The sequence below is a fragment of the Bacteroides sp. 4_1_36 genome, from assembly GCF_003466325.1.
GTDB lineage: Bacteria > Bacteroidota > Bacteroidia > Bacteroidales > Bacteroidaceae > Bacteroides > Bacteroides uniformis.
In genome coordinates, this window is sequence record NZ_QSOX01000012.1 from 1 (window position 1) to 22691 (window position 22691).

At 47.6% G+C, this 22691-nt stretch carries 22 protein-coding genes; 8 read left to right on the forward strand and 14 right to left on the reverse strand.

Annotated elements, in window-relative coordinates; genetic code table 11:
• Positions 1 to 217: 217 nt before the first annotated feature.
• From DXD65_RS12465 to DXD65_RS12520, 12 genes are all read right to left on the reverse strand, one after another.
• Positions 218 to 421, reverse strand: coding sequence for a helix-turn-helix domain-containing protein (locus tag DXD65_RS12465; protein WP_005830522.1), 204 nt, complete (start codon positions 419 to 421; stop codon positions 218 to 220).
• An 18-nt stretch (positions 422 to 439) separates the two neighbouring features.
• Positions 440 to 658 (reverse strand): hypothetical protein, encoded by a 219-nt coding sequence (locus DXD65_RS12470; protein WP_005830523.1) that lies wholly within the window; start codon positions 656 to 658, stop codon positions 440 to 442.
• A 20-nt stretch (positions 659 to 678) separates the two neighbouring features.
• Entirely contained in the window at positions 679 to 1143 is a 465-nt protein-coding gene (locus tag DXD65_RS12475) for a DUF2975 domain-containing protein (protein ID WP_034532751.1), read from the reverse strand.
• A gap of 26 nt (positions 1144 to 1169) precedes the next feature.
• A complete protein-coding gene (locus DXD65_RS12480) occupies positions 1170 to 1811 on the reverse strand; it encodes a DUF2975 domain-containing protein (RefSeq protein ID WP_005830526.1) in 642 nt (213 codons plus the stop codon).
• 15 nt (positions 1812 to 1826) lie between these two features.
• A complete protein-coding gene (locus DXD65_RS12485; protein WP_005830530.1) occupies positions 1827 to 2432 on the reverse strand; it encodes a DUF2975 domain-containing protein in 606 nt (201 codons plus the stop codon).
• 23 nt (positions 2433 to 2455) lie between these two features.
• Positions 2456 to 3124 carry a DUF2975 domain-containing protein gene (locus tag DXD65_RS12490; protein ID WP_005830532.1) on the reverse strand — a complete coding sequence of 223 codons (669 nt, stop codon included), beginning with the start codon at positions 3122 to 3124 and terminating at the stop codon, positions 2456 to 2458.
• Positions 3121 to 3912, reverse strand: a complete 792-nt coding sequence (locus tag DXD65_RS12495; RefSeq protein WP_117887696.1) for a CPBP family intramembrane glutamic endopeptidase — start codon at positions 3910 to 3912, stop codon at positions 3121 to 3123. Before DXD65_RS12495 ends, DXD65_RS12490 begins: the two co-directional genes overlap by 4 nt.
• A 180-nt stretch (positions 3913 to 4092) precedes the next feature.
• Complete coding sequence (locus DXD65_RS12500; protein WP_057259163.1) at positions 4093 to 4578, reverse strand: DUF3836 domain-containing protein; 486 nt, start codon at positions 4576 to 4578, stop codon at positions 4093 to 4095.
• A gap of 225 nt (positions 4579 to 4803) precedes the next feature.
• On the reverse strand, positions 4804 to 5745 hold the full coding sequence (locus DXD65_RS12505; protein WP_057259165.1) for a bifunctional riboflavin kinase/FAD synthetase: 942 nt from the start codon (positions 5743 to 5745) through the stop codon (positions 4804 to 4806).
• Positions 5729 to 6349: an HAD family hydrolase gene (locus DXD65_RS12510; RefSeq protein ID WP_057259167.1), complete on the reverse strand. Its 621-nt coding sequence runs from the start codon at positions 6347 to 6349 to the stop codon at positions 5729 to 5731. Before DXD65_RS12510 ends, DXD65_RS12505 begins: the two co-directional genes overlap by 17 nt.
• 2 nt (positions 6350 to 6351) lie before the next feature.
• A complete protein-coding gene (locus DXD65_RS12515; protein WP_057259169.1) occupies positions 6352 to 9036 on the reverse strand; it encodes a calcium-translocating P-type ATPase, PMCA-type in 2685 nt (894 codons plus the stop codon).
• A gap of 90 nt (positions 9037 to 9126) precedes the next feature.
• Positions 9127 to 10293, reverse strand: a complete 1167-nt coding sequence (locus DXD65_RS12520) for a sensor histidine kinase (RefSeq protein WP_022402160.1) — start codon at positions 10291 to 10293, stop codon at positions 9127 to 9129.
• Positions 10294 to 10401: 108 nt separating this feature from the next.
• Between DXD65_RS12520 and rd the strand changes: the two genes are divergently transcribed.
• Complete coding sequence (gene rd / locus DXD65_RS12525) at positions 10402 to 10563, forward strand: rubredoxin (RefSeq protein WP_005830549.1); 162 nt, start codon at positions 10402 to 10404, stop codon at positions 10561 to 10563.
• Here the strand turns inward: rd and DXD65_RS12530 are convergent.
• Positions 10560 to 12257 carry a Na/Pi cotransporter family protein gene (locus tag DXD65_RS12530; protein WP_005834507.1) on the reverse strand — a complete coding sequence of 566 codons (1698 nt, stop codon included), beginning with the start codon at positions 12255 to 12257 and terminating at the stop codon, positions 10560 to 10562. The genes rd and DXD65_RS12530 overlap by 4 nt on opposite strands.
• A gap of 83 nt (positions 12258 to 12340) precedes the next feature.
• Between DXD65_RS12530 and DXD65_RS12535 the strand changes: the two genes are divergently transcribed.
• On the forward strand, positions 12341 to 14014 hold the full coding sequence (locus DXD65_RS12535; protein ID WP_117887697.1) for a nucleoside kinase: 1674 nt from the start codon (positions 12341 to 12343) through the stop codon (positions 14012 to 14014).
• A 42-nt stretch (positions 14015 to 14056) separates the two neighbouring features.
• Positions 14057 to 15562 carry a sensor histidine kinase gene (locus tag DXD65_RS12540; protein ID WP_005830555.1) on the forward strand — a complete coding sequence of 502 codons (1506 nt, stop codon included), beginning with the start codon at positions 14057 to 14059 and terminating at the stop codon, positions 15560 to 15562.
• A 101-nt stretch (positions 15563 to 15663) separates the two neighbouring features.
• Here the strand turns inward: DXD65_RS12540 and DXD65_RS12545 are convergent, their stop codons facing one another.
• Positions 15664 to 17037, reverse strand: coding sequence for an aminopeptidase P family protein (locus DXD65_RS12545; RefSeq protein ID WP_057259171.1), 1374 nt, complete (start codon positions 17035 to 17037; stop codon positions 15664 to 15666).
• A gap of 327 nt (positions 17038 to 17364) precedes the next feature.
• On the opposite strand from DXD65_RS12545, the gene rpoN reads away from it, so the two are divergent.
• The 5 genes from rpoN (at position 17365) to DXD65_RS12570 (ending at position 22675) form a co-directional block, all read left to right on the forward strand.
• Positions 17365 to 18855: an RNA polymerase factor sigma-54 gene (gene rpoN, locus DXD65_RS12550; protein WP_005830563.1), complete on the forward strand. Its 1491-nt coding sequence runs from the start codon at positions 17365 to 17367 to the stop codon at positions 18853 to 18855.
• A 93-nt stretch (positions 18856 to 18948) separates the two neighbouring features.
• A complete protein-coding gene (locus DXD65_RS12555; RefSeq protein ID WP_005830565.1) occupies positions 18949 to 19611 on the forward strand; it encodes a membrane protein in 663 nt (220 codons plus the stop codon).
• Between the two features lie 68 nt (positions 19612 to 19679).
• Complete coding sequence (gene gcvH, locus DXD65_RS12560) at positions 19680 to 20060, forward strand: glycine cleavage system protein GcvH (RefSeq protein ID WP_005834498.1); 381 nt, start codon at positions 19680 to 19682, stop codon at positions 20058 to 20060.
• Between the two features lie 116 nt (positions 20061 to 20176).
• Positions 20177 to 20686, forward strand: a complete 510-nt coding sequence (purE, locus tag DXD65_RS12565; protein ID WP_009037672.1) for a 5-(carboxyamino)imidazole ribonucleotide mutase — start codon at positions 20177 to 20179, stop codon at positions 20684 to 20686.
• Positions 20687 to 20800: 114 nt separating this feature from the next.
• On the forward strand, positions 20801 to 22675 hold the full coding sequence (locus DXD65_RS12570) for a 4-hydroxy-3-methylbut-2-en-1-yl diphosphate synthase (RefSeq protein WP_117887698.1): 1875 nt from the start codon (positions 20801 to 20803) through the stop codon (positions 22673 to 22675).
• The last annotated feature ends 16 nt before the right edge of the window (positions 22676 to 22691 follow it).

A 22691-nucleotide genomic window follows, 5' to 3' on the forward strand; every position in this document is an offset into this window, starting at 1 on the left:
TCTACTGATATCGGTTATAAAAAGAAAAAGCGTCTAGCTAAATCAGGAAAAGACATTACTCCAGAATGTAACGGCTTTTACATTATGAAGTAACGACGTTTACCATAGTATGTAAAGGCGTTTACTGTAGTATGTAAAGGTGTTTACTGTAGTACGTAAACGGAGTTTCTTAAGGCGGTAAGCATTTCAACCTCTACTTGCGCCTTCTTCTCCCTATTTATCCCTCCTTAAACTCCAGTATATCCCCCGGCTGGCAATCAAGTTCCTTACAGATTGCTTCCAGTGTAGAGAAACGGATGGCCTTAGCCTTTCCGGTTTTGAGAATAGAGAGATTGGCAGGCGTAATATCAATCTTCTCCGCCAGTTCGCCCAAAGATATCTTTCTTCGGGCCATCATTATGTCAAGGTTTACTATAATCATATAATTGTGTTCTATTTATCAATTATTCTTTTCCCACTCACACCACCAGTCAGTGTACCGTTTCGTCAACCGGTAATAACCATATATGCACAGATACATCCACGGCATTACAATATAGACTTTCCACTTCCCGTCAAAGGCCGGAAACAAGAGGAGAAAATAGACAATACTTGCCAACAATAAAACCGCCACAAGTCCGACAACGAAATACAGACCATATTTCACACTTTTCTTCATATCGCGCTCTTCACTTTTATTTAAATCGTCAACTCTTGTTCCTCACGCATACGAACTCCCATCTTAAAAAGATAGCCCATAAAGATGATGAAAACTCCCAATAACACGAATATCCGATAAGAAGTATCAGTCGGTACTCCTTCGGGAGTAAACCAGGAGAGAGTTACCTGAAAAAGCCCATTCAATGCTATCAGCACCCCAATGGTTTGTATCAAAGATGAATTCTGATAAACAAACACTTCCTCTTTCTTCACATTGCGGAGAATGAGAAAAATACACAAGCCACATATTGTCATCACCAGCATTGTTACTGATTCGGGTAATATGTGCCAGATAAAATTAGCAGTATCATCCTTTCCCAACTCATAGCACAATGTCAGATTACGAACAATGCCGCCACCAATACATAGTCCACAGAAATAAAACAGCACATTCATAATAAGCGCTATCCGTCTCTTTGGTTCCTTTGGTTCCTTTTGTTTCATAAGTGTCATAATCCCTCCTCTCACTTTTAAATAGTCAAGTCCTGTTCTTCCTTTATCTTCACCCCGGCGGCAAATATCTCGGTGAAAAGAATTATAATAACCAGGGATGTGAAATCCGTATCATGCGATGCAACCACTTCATAGCCCAGCAGAGCCACTTGCTTCACTGCTTCAAGATGATTCAGCCAATCGTGCAAAGTCATCAAGCCGTACAATGCAGCAAACGAATAAGTAAAGAAACGCAACCGGGCTACATTATCCGAAGTAAACACTTCCCGCTTTGAGATGGATACCAGCAAACGTATCAGACAATAGATTCCTACAAAGAAAGGAATGATGGCAAACATGGCAAAGAAGTTCACTATGGAACTCCAGACAGTGGGGACAATCACAGTGCCTATTCTCTTTACCTGATAAGGTACTGACTTATCGGCAAAACGATTCGTCAAGGAATCGACTGCTGTCGTTTCCAAAGGTCTTACATCCACATATACCTTATCAAATAAACCGGAATACTCCGGCTGTGGAGTTCCCGAATGCACATTTACACTATTGTAACCCTCAAGAAAACTATTCTTCATATCCACCCAGCCCGCTATCATCGCATAGGTAAACTCTGCAACAATGACCAATATAGCCAGGATACCCAATATACTTATCTTTTTCATAATCCTCCCCCCACATTAAACCGTTAAATCCTGCTCTTCCTTTATCTTCACGCCGATGGCGAATATCTCGGTGAACAATGCCAACAGCATATAATTGAACCAAGCATACTTGAAAGAATAAGGCAACACCTCGTATCCCTCCAGCCGCACTTGAGAAGCCAAGTCATGATAGATGCCCCATTGCTGCAACTCGAATAAAAGACTCACCGAAATCAGCGCATAGACAAAGATGCGCATCCGACGCACATTCTTGTGCACAAACACCTCGCCTTTCGTGGCAGTAAGCACCAGCCGCGCCACACTATAGAACCCGTAAAGCGCAAACAGTCCCGCAGGAAACAGCAAGAACGATACCCACCGCCACTTCGTACTACGGAAACCTTGCACCGATACCTCACTTGTATTGCAATACATGGGCGTATCCTGTGCCGCACTAATCAAAGTATCAGCAGGCAGCGTATCATCTGCCCGCACCAAAAGTGACACAGAGGGTAAGGCATGAAAATCCTTCTGGTCGCCCGCCTCATTCCAGCCGTCCATAAATCCACTAAACATATCCGTTACAACACTACCAATAAACACTACCAAAGCCAGGAAGGCACATACTCTGATTTTATTCATATCTCTGTCCGTTCTTCTTATTATTAAATCGTCAAATCCTGCTCTTCCTTCATTTTCAATCCAATGGCAAACACTTCACCTACAATCAGCGAACAAAGCCCAAGTACCAGCGTGGTAGTGCTCACCAATTCTGAGAGGCTCAGCTCGTAACCATGCAGCGAGAATACGGTATCGATACCTATAAAATCAAGATATGATGACGCAAAGGTACAGCAGAAGCTGACAACCAGTGCCATTCCCAATCGACGCAGCCGACGTACATTCCGCCAGTTGAAGATGTCGGACTTGTTGATAGAGATTATCAAGCGGATAAACAATACTACCGCCCAAAGGGAAAAGCCCAAATGCAGATATATCAGCAAATACTTTGCCACCACTTTCCCGACAGAATCATGAGAATCTACGCTGACCATCAACGAAGAGTAGGCTGCAGGCACATAACTCCTGCTTTTCTCATTGTAGACGGAATCCCTGAAGAAATCAAACGACTCCATGGAAGAAGGTATCAGGTTGACAACCTTTAGGTTCATCAGTTCCTTGTAGGCAGCAATGTCACTCCCTTTCTTTCCCAGCTCCAGTCCGGTCTGCGCCCCCATCTTGGCTCCCAGAAAGATATAGTACCCCTGCTCCAATACCGAGTAACTCAGTACAAGCATTACCACCAGGCAGAGAATGTTCAATCTTCTTTTCATAATTCAGTTGTTGTATTAGTATCAGATATATTATATTTATTCAGTTGTTTCAAGGAGAGTAGAAGCAACAATATGAAAACCACTGCCCAAACCAGTACATACGGGTTACTCAGCAGATGTGTCACATCCTCCATTTCAGGATGTTTCAGGCTCAGATAGACAGACAAGCCGTTATTCATGATATGTATCAGAATACATGCCATAAGACTCCGTGTCTTATAATAAAGCCAGGCAAGCAAGAAACCGATGAGGCAAGCACCTATTATCTGAACCGGATTCAGATGAAAGATACCAAATATCAACCCGGAAAACAAGATAGCCTTTGCCGGGCTATATCTGCGAAGCAGCTCCTTGGTAATGGCACCACGGAAAAGCAGTTCTTCCAGTACGGGTCCCAAAACAGAAATACAGAGAATACCCAGCCAACCGGATTGCAGTATATCAAATGTCTGGTCCAACAAATTGGGCAAAAAAGTAAGTTCGGACATCAGAAGACCTATTATACATATGGAAGTCATTCCGGCAAGCAGGCTCCATGCCAGATAAGGGACTGACATCGGAGAATACAGATGCTTGTCTCCCGTCAGGTAGTTCTTGCGCCACAAGTACAGTCCCATGAAAACAAAGCCCAGCAGCATGGTAGGCGCCACAGCAATCTGACCAGCCTTGTCCATGTCGAAAGTTCCATAAGCGAAATACGTATACAGCAGACAGAAAGGTCCTGCAAACAGTGCTCCTACAATCTGCATCAAAAAGTAAATCAATACTAGTTTTATTGCCGTTTTCATTGTTCTATTCGTCTAAAAGTTCGCAAAGATACACATTTTCTCTGTCAATCCGTCAAGCTGTGGCAACAAGTCCCATCAGCAGCACCATCACTGTAGAAAGTGACAATACCAATAGTGTAATACTCATGAATGCTCTTCTCATAACCTAAACCCCTCCCTCATTTCTATATTGTTCTTCATTTATTTTACTGCCAGGAGCAATACGTCTTCCTCCGCAGTGGCATGTTCCACCAACAGATTCCAGTCGTTGTCCTTCTTACTCCATTTGTAACTCAAGTAGTTGATGTCATCTCCCGCCTGCAGATAAACAGCTTTTTCCTTCACATCGGAGTAGGCATTCGTCTTGTTGTCCCACAAGGCATATTCCACATCCGTACCGGCTTCCGTATAATTGTAGTTCAAGCAATAGAAGCGTTCAAACGCCTGCTCAATCTCGTTCCATCTCAACGCCTCCTTCTGTATCGTACGCCCTTGGGCATTATAGGTGAAATTGTATTTCAAATGGTTCTGCAGAAACTTACCGTTCTCTACTTTATATACAATCTGGGACTCCACCTGATTTCCGTTCATCACTTCATTATAGGCAAAGTTTTCCTGGATATTACCACCAAAAGCATTTATCACTACTGTCACTACAAAGATTGTTGTCATTACTAAAGTTTTCATACCGTTATTGTTTTATTAGTTCTTTATTTTGTTTTTCGATAATCATTTATCGTTTTTCGATATGCAAATAAAAGACCTTTTTTTGATATGACAAAGAAAAACAGAAAATATTTATCGAAAAACAATAAAAAAAACGCGTTTTACGATAAATATACAGAAAGCAAACACTTCAAACGGGAAAATACATAGAACTGCAAGGGGATAAATGACCTTATTGCCTTATGTTTATAAAGCAAGAATGGATTTAATCTCCACCTCGTCACGGTGAAGCTGGGCAATAAGTTCTTCTATACTGTCGAATTTCAGTTCAGGACGGGTGCGGCGCACAAAGGAAAGACGCATCGGCTGCTGATAAATGTCAGCATCAAACCGGAATATATGGACCTCAATACTGCGATCGGGGCCGTTCTCCAACGTAGGTCGGTAGCCAATGCTTAGCATACCGCCGTACTCCTTGCCTTCAACACAGACACGGACGGCATACACACCATCGCAGGGAATCAGCTTGTCAGAATCGGAAACACGGAGATTAGCCGTAGGAAAACCTATCTTACGCCCCACCTGATAGCCGCCGACAACCGTACCGTCCAAAAAGAAATCATATCCCAGATACTCGGCAGCTTCCGAAACGTTTCCCTCCAGCAACAGACCGCGAATAGCCGAGGAGCTGACAGTAACCTCCGTTACCGATGTCTCCTTACTATAAGAATACGCGCGCGCAAGAAGCACCTCCATACCCAATTCGCGACCATAGTGCACATAGTCTTCAAAACCCTCGCTGCGGTTATGCCCGAAACGATGGTCGTACCCCACTACCAAAGCTTGTATCTGATAGCGTTCCTTCAGTATGGACATGAATTCCCGTGCCGAAAGCCGGGCTATTTCAGGAGTGAAATCAAGCATCATGCAATAATCCACCCCAGTCTTGGCTAGTAGGGAAACTTTCTCATCACAGGTGGTCAATAACTTCGGATGATAATCGGCCTGCATCACTTTACGCGGATGTACCGAAAAAGTCACGACCGACGAAGCAAGCCCACGCCCGGCAGCTACCGCACGCACTTGCTCTATCAGGTAGCGGTGTCCCCGATGTACTCCGTCAAAGAAACCGATAGTGGCTACACTTGGACGGGAACCAATGTCCGATGTTTCACAAAACAACTGCATGTCTCCAATCCTCGTGGGCCTTTGGCGTATAGGTAGAAATACCCAACGCCTCCGCTGTCCGGCAATTGGCCTCAGAATCGTCAATGAAAAGAGTCTCGTTGGGAAGAATACCGGTCTCATCCAGTACTTTCTGAAATATATCGGCATCCGGTTTTGCCATCTTCATCTCATAAGAGAGATAGATATGTTCAAAAAAGTCCTCCGCACGGAAAGTCTTGTAGCGAAACGCGTGCAGGCACGACCATTGCCAATGGATTTCATTGGTGTTGCTCAGCAGATAGACCACATATTTTTTGCGCAGTTCCAACAGTAAATCCAATTTAAAGGTAGGAATACTCACCAAGAAACTGTTCCAGGCGTCATCTATCTGGGCATCAGTCACCGGTTTCCCTATCTTTCCACGAATCACTTCCCGGAACTCCGCACTGGTAATCAACCCTTTTTCATATTTCTGGAAGAAATCCTGCTGGTGATAGAGGTCCAACATGACTTCCACGTCCGGCAATCCCAGCTTTCTGAAATTCTCTAAACAGCGCTGGCGGTCCAAATCAATCAGAACTCCGCCAAAATCAATAATAAGGTTCTTGATTCCTCTTCTTTTCATCACTATTTCTGTGTTAAACGTCGGATAAGGCGAACCAGTTCACCTATCCACAAAACAAACGAGGTAGAAACGACAATCGTCATCCAAGTCATAAAATCGAGCGGCACTGTGCGGAACACAGCTCCACCAAACTGTACAATCAGTATCTGTCCGCCCAAAATGGCAAGTATAATCAGCTCCATGCCATAAGATTTGGAAATGCCCTTGAACGCCGAGTCCGAAGTGCCGAACACACGCGCATTGAACAAGTTCCAGAACTGAAGCATAACAAAGAATGTGAAGAACACAGTCAGCCGATAGGTAGTCATCCCTCCCTCCTCACTGTTAAACCAGAAGAGCATTCCCATAAGTAACACCAGGAAGGCAGTCCCCATTCCCAGAATGTAATACCTCATGGACTTGGTTATAATGAAATCCGTACTCTTACGTGGCTTTTCCTTCATCACGCTCTCACTGGGTGGAATGGACGCCAGGGCCAGGGCCGCAAACGTATCCATAATCAGGTTCACCCACAACATCTGCGTGACGGTCAAAGGAAGCGTCGTACCCACCAGTGAGCCCAGGAGAACGATAAACAAAGCCACAAAATTGATAGTCAGCTGAAAAACAATGAAACGCTGTATATTTTTATATAAAGAACGTCCCCACATCACGGCCGTGCCTATACTGTTGAAGGAGTCATCCAGCAGCGTGATGTCGCTGGCCTCCTTGGCAACGGAGGTTCCGGTACCCATCGAAAGTCCCACTTGCGCATGGTTCAGCGCAGGAGCATCATTCGTGCCGTCACCCGTCACAGCCACTACCGCACCTTTCTGCTGCAACAGTTGCACCAGACGCTGTTTGTCTGTGGGGCGTGCACGCGACATTATCTTCAGGTCCATCACACGGTCCAATGCCTCCTCATCCGTCAATTCGGCAAATGCAGCTCCCGTAATGCGGTTCTTTTCCGTATCCTCCGGTTTCCACAGACCAATCTGGCGTGCTATCTCGGTAGCTGTACCCGGTGTATCTCCCGTCACAATCTTCACTCCGATACCTGCCGACTGGCATTTGGCAACGGCCGCAGGCACATCCGGGCGGATAGGATCACTGATGGCAACCACACCCAGGAATGACAAGTCATTTTCAGCAACCAATGACACACAATCAGACGCTTCCGCATCATCCACAATCTTGAATGCAAAGCCAAGTGTACGCATAGCCATATTCTGGTAGTTGAGCAACTGAGCCTCCACTGTAGAACGGTATTCCACCGCATCCACACGCCTGCCGTCCAACATGACCTCCTTGCATTTACCCAAAACAATCTCGGGAGCTCCCTTCACATACAGCACCTTCTTCCCAATCAAGGGAGATTGCACCAGAGTAGCCATGAATTTTCTTTCCGTAGAGAAAGTCAGCTGGTCGATAACCGTAGCTTTCTCACGCAGCGCCAGATAGTCGCATCCTTGGCTGTTCAGCCAAAGCAGCAGTGCCACCTCCGTGGGGTTACCCACCCCTTTCGGCTTCTCGCCAGGCACCTCTTCTTCCAGGAAAGCAGTGGAGTTAGCACTGATACCTTCCATTACCAGCTTGCTGAGGTCATCATTCCCCAGCTGCCCGTTATTCTTCAAACTATAGAAGTTGGGTTCATGCACCTGCATCAGATTTTGGGTCAATGTCCCGGTCTTGTCGGTACAAATCACTGTAATGGCTCCCATCGTCTCGCATGCATGCATCTTGCGCACCAGATTGTTGGTGGAGAGCATACGCCGCATGTTCAACGCCAGACTGAGTGTCACGCTCATCGGCAATCCTTCGGGCACAGCCACCACAATCAGGGTAACTGCCATCATAAAGTATTGCAAAGTAGCCTGCAAGGCCGGCAGCCAATCACGGAAGGTATGGAATGAAGAAAAATCATAGACCAGTACCACATCCTTTACAAAGAAAATGAGAAAAGCCAGACCCGCTACGGAAAAGCCAATCTTTCCAATCAGATTGGCCAATTTGGTCAACTGAATATTCAGCGGAGTAGGTTCCGTATTCTGTTCGGTACTTTGACGTGCCACTTTACCGATTTCCGTAGCATCGCCCACAGCCTCCACACGCATGGTGCCATGTCCGTCCACCACCGTTGTACCGCGCAAAATGCGGTTGGAAGCATACGTAGCCTCTTCGTCAAAGTCAGCTTCTACGGTAGTTTTCGTCACTACCGGCTCACCGGTCAGATTCGATTCGTTCACTTGCAGGGAAATGGCTTCCAGCAATTCACCGTCCGCCGGAACCTCTTCACCGGTTTCCAGCACCACGATATCACCCACCACTACATCTTTACGGGGAATCTCCTGCACATGTCCGTTACGAATTACTTTCACCAAAGTTTCTTCGTTCACTGCATTCAGCAGGTCAAACTTCTTTCCGGCATCATACTCAAAGAAGAAACCGATACCGGTAGCCAGCAGAATGGCTACTATAATGCCGATAGTCTCGGCATATTCATTCTCTACAATGGAAATAATCAAAGAAAACAGAGCGGCAACCAGCAATACCCTTACTACGGGGTCCTCAAACTTCTCCAGATACAATTTCCATAAGGAAGGCCGTTTAGGAGGCGTCAATAAATTTACTCCATGTTCGTCGCGGCTCTTCCGCACTTGTTCGTCGGTCAGTCCGACATGATAATAATCATCCTTTATTGCAGTCATGCAAGTCTTTAGGTTTAATTTTGGAACGCAAAAATACAATAATAATCCGGGAAAACAATACCTATATAATGATTAGTGATTAATTGACTGTCATTGATTCTCTTTTTCCCTCACCAGTTTCGGTCTGGTTGCAGGCTCCCACGGCAATGTGAACCAGAAAGTCGAACCTGCCCCTTCTTCCGATTCCACGCCTATTTCGCCCCCCAATTTGCGGACAATGGTCTGGCAAATGGAGAGTCCCAGTCCGGTACCGTTCTTTTCCTGCTTCAGCTTGACGAAACGTTCAAAAACATGTGGCAACTTTTCCTGGGGAATACCGGTTCCCGTGTCTTTTACGTAGAAATAGAGACCTTCCTCATAGGGTCTGAATCCGAGGGTAATACTGCCTTCCTGGGTGAACTTCAGGGCATTCGTCATAAAATTGGATACCACTTGTGCAAGCCGGTTTCTGTCTGTATGCATGGTATATTCCTTCTCAGAAGCCTCCCGGACAATCTGCACTCCACTACCCAACTCGGCCACCCGCATACGGAACTGTTGTTCCAAATCGAACATCATCTGGTTGATGTCCACATCCGAGAACACAAATTCCAATGTTCCGGCTTCTATCTTCGAGAGGTCCAGAATATCAGCAATCAGCTGTTGCAGCATTTCATTGTTACTTTGCACAATTTCCAGGAACTGTGTCTTCTCCTCGTCTGTCGATGCAGAGGCCAGCAATTCCGAGAATCCGACAATTGCGTTCAGCGGGGTACGGATTTCATGGCTCATATTCGCCAGGAACACCGATTTGGAGCGGTCGGCATTCTCTGCCTTCTCACGTGCCAGTTTCAATTCAGCTTCCACTTGTTTCAGTCGGGTAATGTCATGCACGGTAATCACCATGCAGTCGCGGTCCTCAATCTCCATATACTCGCCGGAAACATAAGCATTGCATTCTGTAGTTCTGCCTTCGCTATCCCTAAGATTCAGAATAGCTGCCAAATCCGTGAAGTTCTTCTGCACCACAAAGGCATTCTCTATGGCATTCCGCACGGGGCAGTGCTCACACAAATCGTGAGTGCCGCAACCTCCTGCTGCCGACAAGGCATTGTTACAGCGCAGAATATCTCCTACCCGTCCGGTTTCGGCAGGCTTTACAGCTCCGGTAATATCGTAGTAATTGGTGTAGAATACAGTGAAGTCGCGGTTTATCAGCAGTACATAGGCGTGCAGATTCCGCATAATCGCCCTGAACAGCTTGTCGGTCATTTTCATAAAATGTTGTTTTAATAGAGAACAAAAATAAACTATTTTTGTTCAACAATAGAACAAAAAGGGCTTTTAAACGTTATTATAAGAGAATAAACCTAAAAAAAGAAATTTATGGAAAAGTACATTTGCACTGTATGCGATTATGTCTATGACCCTGAATTGGGCGACCCTGAAAATGGAATAGAACCGGGAACATCTTTCGAAGACCTTCCCGAAGATTGGGTTTGCCCCTTGTGCGGAGTAGGCAAAGAAGAATTTGAGAAAGCGTCCTAAGACGCTTTCTTTTCTTTTATATCGCTGCTGGCCTCCACTACATTCACCACATAGTCGCCCAGCTTTTCACATTCCGCAATGATGTCCATATAGTAAACACCCATCTGGTAATCATATTCCTTGTTGTTCACATCCAAGATATTCTGGTTCTTCAGCTGATTGCGGTAATTATTGATTTCGTTCTCCAAATTAAAGGACTTGTTCACATCCGCGCCTGCATGCTCCGGATGTTCCACCACGACAATCATCTGCTCCAAGGCATCATCCGTCAGCTTCATCATGAAATGGATATGCTCGTACTGCTTCTCGGTGAAATCCTGGTTGGTCTGGCGCTTGCGGTTGATGGTACGTGCCAGATTATAGCAGCTGTCGCCGATGCTCTCTATCTCCGTCACTTCACGCAGCATGGCACGTATCTGCAACTTACTTTCCGAACTCAGGCGCCCTTCGGACACTTGATTCAGATAATTGGCAATCTCCAGCTCCATGCTGTCACTGATATTCTCGTACTTTTCCACACGGCTGAACACTTTGTTGAAATCATCATCCTTCTCCGTATGCAGCAAGTCCTGCACCATTCCGAACATACGGCGGGTACGTTCGGCAAAAAGATGTATTTCCTTGCTTGCCTGCAGGATGGACAGCTCTGCCGTAGAAAGCATACCGCCCGAGATAAAACGCAAGCGATATTCCTCGTCCTGCTCCTTCATTGGAATAATGGCACAGACCGTACGTTCGATAAACTTCACGAACCATATCAATATCAGCACGTTGCAGATATTGAAGCAAGTATGGAATGCCGAAAGCTTGAAGGATACGGCCACAGCCGGATCTTTAGTACCCATCACGTTCTCTACGAACCATGACACAGCCTCGGTAAAGGGGGTGAAAAGACACAACACCCATATCACACCAAACACATTGAACACCAAGTGGGCCAAAGCAGCCCGCCTTGCCTGCGTATTACCGGTCAGCGCCGCAAGGTTTGCCGTGATGGTTGTACCGATATTCTCTCCCAAAACCAGTGCTGCCCCCAATTCGAAACTAATCCAGCCGTTGGCGCACATAATAAGCGTAATGGCCATAGTTGCCGCAGATGCCTGCACAATCATGGTCAACACCGTACCGATACCCACAAAAAGAAGTATGGAGATAAAGCCCATGTCGGTATAGTCCTGCACAAATGACAGCATATCAGGATTTTGGCTCAAGTCAGGAGCATTGTTTTTCAAATAGGAAAGCCCCATGAACAAGAATGAGAAACCGAAAATAAATTCACCGACAGACTTGCGGTTACTTTTTTGAGAGAAGAGGAGAGGAATGCCGAAAGCAAGAAGAGGAAGAGCAAAGGCGGCAATGTCCACCTTGAAGCCTAAAGCTGAAATAATCCATGCTGTAACAGTCGTACCGATATTGGCACCCATTATGACACCTATGGACTGTGAAAGCGTTAACAACCCTGCATTGACAAAACTCACAACCATCACCGTAGTTGCAGAAGAAGATTGTACAAGTGCTGTAATCAGCACGCCCGTTAACACACCGGTCACTCTGTTGGTTGTCATTGCGGTCAATATCTTCCGCAGTCTGTCACCGGCAAATTTTTGAAGCCCCTCACTCATAATCTTCATTCCGTAAAGAAACAGTGCCAATGAGCCGAGTAGCTTTAAAAAATCATAAAAAGAATATTCCATCTTTAATTATTTAAGGTGTTTCATTCCTTCACGTGTTATAATGTCCTATATTTAACGTGTCAACCCACTAAAAACGAGACATCATGAAACACATGTTACAAATTTGTTGCAAAAATAATAATATTTCTAAAGAATTCCCTATAGGGAGCTCACTTTTGGATATTTATTACGGTTTTAATCTAAATTTCCCCTATCAGGTAGTCAGTGCAAAGGTCAACAACCGTTCCGAAGGGCTGAATTTCCGTGTATACAACAATAAGGATGTAGAGTTTCTCGACATACGCGACTCCTCAGGTATGCGCACCTATGTCCGTTCCCTCTGCTTCATTCTTTACAAAGCTGTCAGCGAGCTGTTTCCGGAAGGAAAACTGTTCGTAGAGCATCCGGTATCCAAAGGTTACTTCTGCAACCTGCGCATCGGCCGCCCCATAGAGCTGGAAGATGTGGCAGCCATCAAGAAGCAGATGCAGGAAATCATTGCCGAGAACATCCCCTACCACCGTGTAGAATGCCACACCACCGAGGCTGTACGCATCTTCAACGAACGGGGCATGAACGACAAAGTGAAGCTGCTGGAAACTTCCGGCTCGCTATATACCTATTACTACACACTGGGCGACACCGTAGACTACTACTACGGCAACCTGTTGCCCAGTACCGGATACATCTGGCTGTTCGATATCGTGAAGTATTACGACGGCCTGCTGCTACGCATCCCCAACCGGGCAAACCCCGATGTCCTGGAAGAAGTGGTGAAACAAGAGAAAATGCTCGACGTATTCAAGGAACACCTGCGCTGGAACTACATTATGGGACTGGGCAACGTAGGCGACTTCAACATGGCTTGCGAGGAAGGCCATGCCACCGACCTCATCAACGTGGCCGAAGCCCTGCAGGAAAAAAAGATAGCCCAGATTGCCGATGACATCTACCACCGCGGCGAAAACGGAAACCGGGTGAAGCTCGTGCTCATCTCCGGCCCCTCGTCTTCCGGAAAAACCACTTTCAGCAAACGCCTCAGCGTGCAGCTGATGACCAACGGCCTGCGTCCTTACCCCATCTCGCTGGACAACTACTTCGTAGACCGTGAAGACACCCCGCGCGATGAGAACGGCAATTACGATTACGAATCGCTCTATGCCCTCGACCTTGAGCTCTTCAACACCCAATTACAAGCATTGCTCCGGGGCGAAGAAGTGGAGCTGCCCCGCTTCAACTTCAACCTCGGGAAGAAAGAGTACAAGGGAGACAAGCTGCGCATCGACGAGCATACCATCCTCATCCTGGAAGGAATCCATGCCCTGAACCCTGAACTGACACCACAGATTCCCGCCGCCAGCAAATACAAGATTTATGTATCTGCCCTGACCACCATCTCGCTGGACGACCACAACTGGATTCCCACCACGGACAACCGCCTGCTGCGCCGCATCATCCGCGACTTCAACTACCGCGGCTACTCGGCACAAGAGACCATTTCACGCTGGCCCAGTGTACGTGCCGGCGAGGACAAATGGATATTCCCCTACCAGGAAAATGCCGACGTTATGTTCAACTCCGCCCTCTTGTTCGAATTCGCCGTGCTCCGCTGCCACGCAGAGCCCATCCTTACCAGTGTTCCACGGAACTGTCCGGAATACGCAGAAGCCTACCGGTTGCTGAAATTCATCAAATATTTCACCCCCGTGCAGGACAAAGAAATTCCACCGACATCCTTATTGAGAGAATTTTTAGGAGGCAGTAGCTTCAAATACTAAGTTTTTATTCTAACTTTGTGAGCAAATAAAACAAACGTACACATGAAAAAAATTATTTCGATACTTCTCTTAGCGACTTTCTGCATCTTTACTCAACTCCATGCGCAAAACCGTGCAGACGAATTGATGAAACAAGCACAAGAAAATCTTACGAAAAAAGAATATATCAAAGCCCGCTATCTATTCCTGCAAGCCTACAATGCCTTTGCCACGCAAGACAAGTATGCCCAGGCAGTGGAATGCGGCGTCAATGCCAGCGCCCTCTACCATCGGGAGAATTACTATAAAGAAGCTTTTGAACTGCTGCGCGGTGCCGAGCAAGTGGTGGCAACCGGCGAACAGAAAACGGGCAAGGCCATGCCCAACCTACGTTTCCGCATCAACAAGGAACGCCTGCAGATGTACATCAACCTGAAAAATCCCGCACGTGCCAAGGAACAGCTGACCAAACTGGAAGAGACCGCCAAAGCCTCTCACAACGACTCTCTGAGCAACGACCTGCTTTATACGCAGGCCAACTATTACTACACCTTCGGCATGAACACACAAGGTGATGCGGCTACCAACCGCCTGATAGGGCAATATAAGGAACAGAAGAACTACGCCAAAGTAGACGAATGCTACAAGACTCTTATCAGTATCGCCCGCAAAGCAAACAATGCCGGACTGGTGGCACGCACCTACGACAAGTACATCCTATGGACCGACTCCGTAAAGGCGCTTACCGCCCAAGAGGAACTGAACGCCCTGAAGAAGAAATATGATGAAAGCCTGGCCACTATCCAGGAGAAAGATGATTCCCTAAGCGCCAAGCAGTACATCATCATCGGGCTTTGCATACTCGCCGCCATCCTTGCCGCCGCACTGGTATTCGGCGCCATCGTATTGCTGCGTTTCATCATCCTCACCCGTAAACAGAAGAAGGCCATCAGCATTGCTAATGAGCACAATGAGCTGAAAACCAAATTTATCCAGAACATTTCCGCCCAAATGGAACCGACACTGGACACGCTCGACGCCTCACTGCCGGGCGTAAAAGCCCTGCATGCATTCTCCAACCATATCCAGGAACTGTCCGAATTGGAAACCACCTTGTCCGAACCCTACGAAGTGCAGGAGAAGAATATCTCCACTTTCTGTGAAGGCATCATGGACAAAATCAAAGGAATGACACAAGAAGATGTCACCCTGACCGTGAATGCCCCCAAATTGAATGTGAAAATCAACCCTGAGCAACTGGAACGCGTCTTGCTGCATTTGTTGGAAAACGCCGCCGAGTACACCCCTGCTGGAGGAAAAATATGGCTGGACTTCAAGAAACGTGGTGCGCACACCCACCAGTTCATCATCAGCGACACCGGTTGCGGTATCCCCGAGGAGCAACGCGAAAACATCTTCAAGCCTTTCACCGAAGTGAAAGACCTGACGCAAGGCGACGGCCTGGGACTCCCCATCTGCTCACTGATTGCCACCAAGATGAACGGCAGCTTGACACTAGACAGCAGCTACAACAAGGGAGCACGGTTCGTACTGGAACTGCACGCATAAACCATACATAATACAATCTGTATGACCCCTAAATTTGAGAGCCGCTTGCCACCGGCATTATCGGGACAAACGGCTCTCTGTGTATATTAAGGATGTGGTTGTCAACGCAACGCTTCCACCTCTTCCGGTGTCAGTGGAATTTTCTTGCCCAAGCGACGTGCTCCCGTTTCGGTAATCAGATAATCCTCCTCATTACGGATGCCGCCGAAATTGCGGTATTCTTCCACCTTATCGTAGTTGATGAAGTCCATGAACTTCTTCTCTCCTTTCCATAAGTCAATCAGCTCGGGGATGAAGTAGATGCCCGGCTCAACCGTATGCACAAAGCCCGGTTCCAGAGGGATGGCAAGACGCTGGCTCTTGCGGCCGAACTGCGTACTCTTGGGCTGACCGTCATAGCCTACCCAGAGCTCACCCAGGTTCTCCATATCGTGCACATCCAACCCCATCATATGGCCCAGTCCATGGGGATAAAACAAGGCATGCGCCCCTTCGCGCACGGCATCTTCGGCATTGCCCTTCATCAACCCCAGCTCTTTCAGCCCCTCCACCATCACTTGGGCGGAAAGCTCGTATACCTCCATATAGGGAATGCCCGGGCGAAGCGCTTTAACAGACTCCAGATGCATGGCGTTCTGGATTTCGTAAACGGCACGCTGGCGTGGAGTAAAAGTTTTGTCCGCAGGCACGGTGGACGACATGTCGCCACAGTAACCCGAAGGAAGCTCGGCGCCGGCATCAATCAGGAAGAGGTCGCCCGGCTTTACTTTATTTCCATGATAGTGGTTATGCAAAGTCTGGCCGTTGACAGTAGCAATCGTGGCAAAAGACAGCTCGCAGTTGTTCATCTCGGCGATACGGTTCATTTCGGCCACAACCTCGTATTCGTACATGCCCGGACGAAGCACCTTCATTGCGGTGATGTGCATGTCAGCAGTCACGTCGCATGCCTTTTCTATTTCCGCTATTTCTTCTGCCGACTTGTAGTTGCGCTGTGCCACCACCGCACGGATAAACGGCACAGACCCTTCCTGACGTGCCGGAGGAACACCCAGCCAGTCCATCAGTTTCAACTTATGCTCGGCACGATAAGGGGGCAAATAATGGATGGTCTGTCCCTTCTGTACAGCCTTGTGCAGATAACCGACGATGTCGGCAAAAGGACGGGTTTCGGAAATTCCCACAGCAGAAGCCTTTTCGTGAAGGGTGGGCTGGGTACCCATCCAGACAATATGGTCGATGGTCAGCTCATCGCCAAAAATGATTTCTTTATCTTCATCTATGTCGATGAGAGCTGACAGCCCGGCAAACGACAAGCCAAAATAGTAGAGAAAAGTGGAATCCTGGCGGTAACGGAAAGTATTGTCCTCATAGTTCAAACCTTGTTCATCGTTACCCAAAAACAGTAACACTCCGGAGCCTATCGTTTTTTTCAGCTGGGCCCTGCGCTGCACATACGTTTCTTTAGCAAACATAACATTCCTTGTTTTAGTAGTTATAGGACAAAGATATAGATAATCTTTGAAAGAAGATAATACAAAAAGGAGATTAATCTATATAGTTCATAATCAGAAGACTATTTTGCCAACGTTTTTCAAGCCTTTGGCAAAGTTTTGCCACCGCGTTGGCAAAGTCTTGCCATAGGCATGGCAAAAGTTTGCCAAGCTATTGGCAAAAGCTTGTTTTCTCTTTTCTTGTTAAATATCATCAGAGAGGTTTCGTGTTATCGAACTATTCACTATTTTTGCGGTAAATATCTGAAAGAAGATGCACAATGAGTGCATTGAATAATTTATAAAAATATGGCACAAGGCTCCCGACAAGTACAGACCCAAGCGCAACAGCAGATACAAACGCTGTCGCCGCAACAAATTCTGGTGGTAAAGCTGCTGGAACTTCCCGCCGTGGAACTAGAGGACCGCGTACGTGCCGAACTTCTGGAAAATCCGGCACTGGAAGAGGGCAAGGAGGATACTCCCGGCGATGAATACCCCGACACACCCGATGCGGAAACCGGCTCAGAAGATGGTGGAGACACTAGCTATGATTCTTTAAGCGATTATCTGAACGAAGACGATATCCCCGACTACAAGCTGCAGGAGAACAACCGCAGCAAAGGGGAGCAGGCAGAAGAAATTCCTTTCTCCGACGCCACCTCTTTCTATGAAACCTTGCGCCAGCAGCTCGGCGAGCAGGACTTGACTCCGCACCAGCGCGAACTGGCCGAATATCTCATCGGCTCGCTGGACGACGATGGCCTGCTGCGCAAATCGCTGGACAGTATCAGCGACGAACTCGCCATCTACGCCGGTATCGACGCTTCTCCCGAAGAGCTGGAAGAAGTATTGAAGATTATACAAGACTTCGACCCCGCCGGTCTGGGCGCCCGCACCCTACAAGAGTGCCTGCTCATCCAGATTCGACGTAAGGAAGCGCAACGGCCCATGCCCTCGCCTCCACAATACTATATAGAAGAAGATATTCTTACCCAGTGCTACGAAGAGTTCACCCGCAAGCATTGGGACAAGATTATGCAGAAATTAGGTATCAGCGAAGATACCCTGCAACAAGCCGTTAAGGAAATCTGCAAGCTGAATCCCCGTCCCGGTGCCTCGCTCGGCGAAGCCATCGGCAAGAACATGCAGCAGATTGTGCCCGACTTCCTGGTAGACACTTATGACGACGGTACCATCAACGTGACACTGAACAACCGCAACGTGCCGGAACTGCGCATGAGCCGCGACTTCACCGAGATGGTGGAAGAACACACCAAGAACCGGGCCAACCAGTCTAAGGAATCCCGCGAAGCCATGATGTTCCTCAAACAAAAAATGGATGCCGCACAAGGTTTCATCGATGCCGTGAAGCAACGCCAGAATACGCTGATGACTACCATGCAGGCCATCATAGACCTGCAACGTCCTTTCTTCCTCGAAGGAGACGAGTCATTGCTCCGCCCCATGATTCTGAAAGATGTTGCCGAACGCACCGGGTTGGACATCTCGACCATCTCCCGTGTGAGCAACAGCAAGTATGTACAGACCAACTACGGCATCTACCCGCTGAAATTCTTCTTCAACGACGGCTACACAACCGAAGACGGCGAAGAGATGTCTGTACGCGAAATACGCAAGATACTCAAAGAGTGCATTGACAACGAGGACAAGAAAAAGCCTCTGACCGATGACGAACTGACCGAGCTGCTGAAAGAGAAAGGCTATCCCATAGCCCGCCGCACGGTGGCAAAGTATCGCCAACAGATGAATATCCCCGTGGCAAGACTGAGAAGATGAGAGAAAAGGATGAGCGATTAGGGATTAAGGTTTAAAGATTAGTGCATTCAAATAGTAAATTGTAAATAGTCAAATCGTAAATAAAATTAGGTTGTGGAAGAGCATATTATAGCAGATAAAACTTTAATCAGAACAGCGAAAGTGATTTCGGCGGTATTCACACCGTTCTCCATCCCTTTCCTGGCATTTCTGGTTCTGTTTATATTCTCGTACCTGCGCATCATGCCGTTGCAGTACAAGTTGATAGTATTGGGCGTGGTGTATTGCTTCACCATCCTGATGCCTACACTGACTATCTTCATCTTCCGCAAAATCAACGGTTTCAGTCCGGAAGAACTGGTGGAACGAAAAAGGAGATACATTCCCTTTATTCTGACCATCACTTCCTATGTATTCTGCCTGCTCATGATGCACCGGCTCAATATCCCGTGGTATATGACCGGTATCATACTCTCCGCCCTGGTAGTGATGATAATCTGCGTCATTGTCAACTTAAAATGGAAACTGAGCGAACACATGGCAGGCGCCGGAGCCGTAATTGGTGGACTGGTAGCTTTCAGCGCCTTGTTCAGCTACAATCCCGTATGGTGGCTATGCCTCTTTATACTGGTGGCTGGCGTGCTGGGCACCGCCCGCATCATCCTGCGACACCACACACTGGGCGAAGTTATGGGAGGCTTTGCCGTAGGGCTTATCTGCTCGTTGCTGGTACTCCACCCGCTGAGCAACATACTGTTCCGAATCTTCCTCTTTTAAGAGCCTTGTTTAATTTTTAATTTTCAACTTTTAATTTACATAGTATCAACCCTTAAAAACTAATGATCATGAATTTCCCGACTAATGTAAAGTACACCAAAGAACACGAATGGATTCGCCTGGAAGGTGATGTAGCCTATGTAGGTATTACCGATTATGCACAAGAGCAACTGGGTGACATTGTGTTTGTCGACATCCCGACCGAAGGTGAAACATTGGCTGCCGACGAAGTGTTCGGTACCATCGAAGTAGTAAAAACCATATCAGACCTCTTCCTGCCCGTAACCGGTGAGATTCTGGAGCAAAACGAAGCCCTTGCCGACCAGCCGGAACTGGTAAACCAGGACCCATACGGCGAAGGCTGGCTCATCAAAATCAAACCCGCCGCTGATGCCGACTTCGACAGCCTGCTGGATGCCGAAGCCTACAAAGCGCTGATAAACGAATGAAATGAAAGGATTAGGGGTTAGCGATTAGCACCGGACGGAATGATAGCGCAGTCCCTAACCCCTAATCGTTAATCCCTAACCCTTATAAAATTAACCCTTTAATAATTTAAAGATTCATGTCTCCAATCGTTAGCATCATCATGGGCAGCACTTCCGACCTCCCCGTTATGGAGAAGGCCGCACAATTGCTCAATGACCTGCATGTACCGTTCGAAATGAACGCTCTCTCTGCTCACCGCACACCGGAAGCAGTGGAGGAATTTGCCAAGAATGCCCGCCAACGCGGCATTAAAGTGATTATTGCCGCTGCCGGTATGGCTGCCGCCCTGCCCGGCGTCATTGCTGCCAATACCACACTGCCGGTAATCGGGGTTCCCGTAAAAGGGTCCGTACTCGATGGCGTAGATGCCCTCTACTCCATCATCCAGATGCCTCCGGGCATACCGGTAGCCACCGTTGCCATTAATGGTGCCATGAACGCTGCCATCCTTGCCGTACAAATGCTGGCATTGGGCGATTCCTCATTGGCCGAAACATTTGCCACCTACAAAGAAGGGCTGAAAAAGAAAATAGTCAAGGCAAATGAGGACTTGAAGGATGTGAAGTACGAATACAAAACCAATTGATTTACGATTGGATGATTTACGATGTACGATTGAAATTACTTCTTGGTATCTTCAATCGTACATCGTAAATCATCCAATCGTAAATCTTTTAATCCTTTAACTGTAAATATCATCGTGGATTTATTCAACTATTCCCGACGGGAAACATCAGAAGTAAACATCGGAGCCACCCCTATGGGCGGCTCCAATCCTATCCGCATACAAAGTATGACGAACACCGCTACGCAGGACACAGAAGCCAGTGTGGCGCAAACCAAACGTATTGTCGACGCCGGAGGAGAGTATGTACGCCTCACGGCCCAAGGCATCAAAGAGGCTGAAAACCTGATGAATATCAACATAGGCCTACGCCAGGACGGATATATGGTGCCGCTTGTCGCCGACATTCACTTCAATCCGAAGGTAGCGGACGTAGCAGCACAGTATGTAGAAAAAGTCCGCATCAATCCGGGAAACTATGTGGATGCAGCACGTACTTTCAAACATTTGGAGTATACCGATGAAGAGTATGCCCAGGAGTTGCAGAAGATACACGACCGCTTTGTACCCTTCCTTAATATCTGCAAGGAGAACCATACTGCCATCCGCATCGGCGTAAACCACGGTTCATTATCCGACCGCATCATGTCGCACTATGGCGATACACCGGAAGGCATGGTGGAATCTTGTATGGAGTTTCTGCGCATCTGCGTACAAGAGAATTTCACGGATGTGGTCATTTCCATCAAAGCATCCAATACAGTGGTCATGGTAAAGACAGTACGCTTGCTGGCAGCCGTCATGGAGCAGGAAGGTATGCGATTCCCGTTGCATCTCGGTGTAACGGAAGCCGGAGACGGAGAAGACGGACGCATCAAATCGGCCTTGGGCATCGGCGCCCTGCTGGCAGACGGCTTGGGTGACACCATCCGGGTTTCCCTGAGCGAAGCTCCGGAGGCGGAAATCCCCGTAGCCCGCAAATTGGTGGACTATATCGTGCAGCGCCACGACCATCCTTATATCCCCGGAGCAGATGTGCCGGAATTCAATTATCTCTCTCCCACCCGCCGCGAGACTGCCGCCGTACACAATATCGGCGGAGACAATCTGCCCGTGGTCATTGCCGCACGCCTGGACGGGGACATGGACTTCAATCCGCAATTCGTGCCGGACTATATCTATACGGGACGTTCCATCCCCGAACAACTTCCGGAAGGCATGCAATGTATCATCGATGCCGATGTCTGGATGGAGCACAGTAACGGCAGAACGGAACCGGACAATGCCTGGCCTGCCTTTAAAGGAGACCAGCTTCCTTTCCTAAGCAGCTGCGGCGCTTCCTTGAAATTCCTCTTCATCACGTATATGGGATTGAATGACGAAGCCATCGCCTGCCTAAAGTATCATCCGGAAGTTGTATTGGTTTCGCAAAGCAATCATCCCAACCGATTGGGAGAACAACGCGCTCTGGTACACCAGATGATGAAGGAGGGCCTGAAAAATCCGGTAGTCTTCTTTGAACACTACGCAGAAAATGAATTAGAGAATCTGCAAATCAAAGCGGCTGCAGACATGGGAGCACTCATCTTCGACGGTCTGTGTGACGGTATCCTTCTCTTCAACCAAGGAGAAACCATAAGCGGCAAAGTAGTGGATGCCACTGCTTTCGGTATCCTGCAAGCCGGACGTGTACGTACCAGCAAGACCGAATACATCTCTTGTCCCGGCTGCGGACGCACCCTCTACGATCTGGAAAGTACCATTGCCCGTATCAAGGCAGCCACCGGCCATCTGAAAGGACTCAAGATAGGAATCATGGGATGCATTGTCAACGGCCCCGGAGAAATGGCCGATGCTGATTATGGCTATGTAGGCGCCGGACGAGGCAAAATCAGCCTCTACAAGAAGAAGGAGTGCATCGAAAAGAACATTCCCGAAGAAGAGGCGGTAGAAAAGCTGATAGAACTGATAAAAAGTAACGGAGATTACGCTGAAAGGACGAGGCCGTAATTTGAACTGTGTCAGC

What these genes read in the sequence shown, in the direction of transcription:
- DXD65_RS12470 (WP_005830523.1), bottom strand. Translation starts at nt 658, where the DNA reads ATGAAGAAAAGTGTGAAATATGGTCTGTATTTCGTTGTCGGACTTGTG.
- DXD65_RS12505 (WP_057259165.1), bottom strand. Translation starts at nt 5,745, where the DNA reads ATGCAGTTGTTTTGTGAAACATCGGACATTGGTTCCCGTCCAAGTGTA.
- DXD65_RS12475 (WP_034532751.1), bottom strand. Translation starts at nt 1,143, where the DNA reads ATGAAACAAAAGGAACCAAAGGAACCAAAGAGACGGATAGCGCTTATT.
- DXD65_RS12510 (WP_057259167.1), bottom strand. Translation starts at nt 6,349, where the DNA reads ATGAAAAGAAGAGGAATCAAGAACCTTATTATTGATTTTGGCGGAGTT.
- rpoN (WP_005830563.1), top strand. Translation starts at nt 17,365, where the DNA reads ATGGCACAAGGCTCCCGACAAGTACAGACCCAAGCGCAACAGCAGATA.
- DXD65_RS12485 (WP_005830530.1), bottom strand. Translation starts at nt 2,432, where the DNA reads ATGAATAAAATCAGAGTATGTGCCTTCCTGGCTTTGGTAGTGTTTATT.
- DXD65_RS12500 (WP_057259163.1), bottom strand. Translation starts at nt 4,578, where the DNA reads ATGAAAACTTTAGTAATGACAACAATCTTTGTAGTGACAGTAGTGATA.
- DXD65_RS12545 (WP_057259171.1), bottom strand. Translation starts at nt 17,037, where the DNA reads ATGTTTGCTAAAGAAACGTATGTGCAGCGCAGGGCCCAGCTGAAAAAA.
- purE (WP_009037672.1), top strand. Translation starts at nt 20,177, where the DNA reads ATGTCTCCAATCGTTAGCATCATCATGGGCAGCACTTCCGACCTCCCC.
- DXD65_RS12540 (WP_005830555.1), top strand. Translation starts at nt 14,057, where the DNA reads ATGAAAAAAATTATTTCGATACTTCTCTTAGCGACTTTCTGCATCTTT.
- rd (WP_005830549.1), top strand. Translation starts at nt 10,402, where the DNA reads ATGGAAAAGTACATTTGCACTGTATGCGATTATGTCTATGACCCTGAA.
- DXD65_RS12490 (WP_005830532.1), bottom strand. Translation starts at nt 3,124, where the DNA reads ATGAAAAGAAGATTGAACATTCTCTGCCTGGTGGTAATGCTTGTACTG.
- DXD65_RS12465 (WP_005830522.1), bottom strand. Translation starts at nt 421, where the DNA reads ATGATTATAGTAAACCTTGACATAATGATGGCCCGAAGAAAGATATCT.
- gcvH (WP_005834498.1), top strand. Translation starts at nt 19,680, where the DNA reads ATGAATTTCCCGACTAATGTAAAGTACACCAAAGAACACGAATGGATT.
- DXD65_RS12480 (WP_005830526.1), bottom strand. Translation starts at nt 1,811, where the DNA reads ATGAAAAAGATAAGTATATTGGGTATCCTGGCTATATTGGTCATTGTT.
- DXD65_RS12535 (WP_117887697.1), top strand. Translation starts at nt 12,341, where the DNA reads ATGAAACACATGTTACAAATTTGTTGCAAAAATAATAATATTTCTAAA.
- DXD65_RS12530 (WP_005834507.1), bottom strand. Translation starts at nt 12,257, where the DNA reads ATGGAATATTCTTTTTATGATTTTTTAAAGCTACTCGGCTCATTGGCA.
- DXD65_RS12520 (WP_022402160.1), bottom strand. Translation starts at nt 10,293, where the DNA reads ATGAAAATGACCGACAAGCTGTTCAGGGCGATTATGCGGAATCTGCAC.
- DXD65_RS12515 (WP_057259169.1), bottom strand. Translation starts at nt 9,036, where the DNA reads ATGACTGCAATAAAGGATGATTATTATCATGTCGGACTGACCGACGAA.
- DXD65_RS12495 (WP_117887696.1), bottom strand. Translation starts at nt 3,912, where the DNA reads ATGAAAACGGCAATAAAACTAGTATTGATTTACTTTTTGATGCAGATT.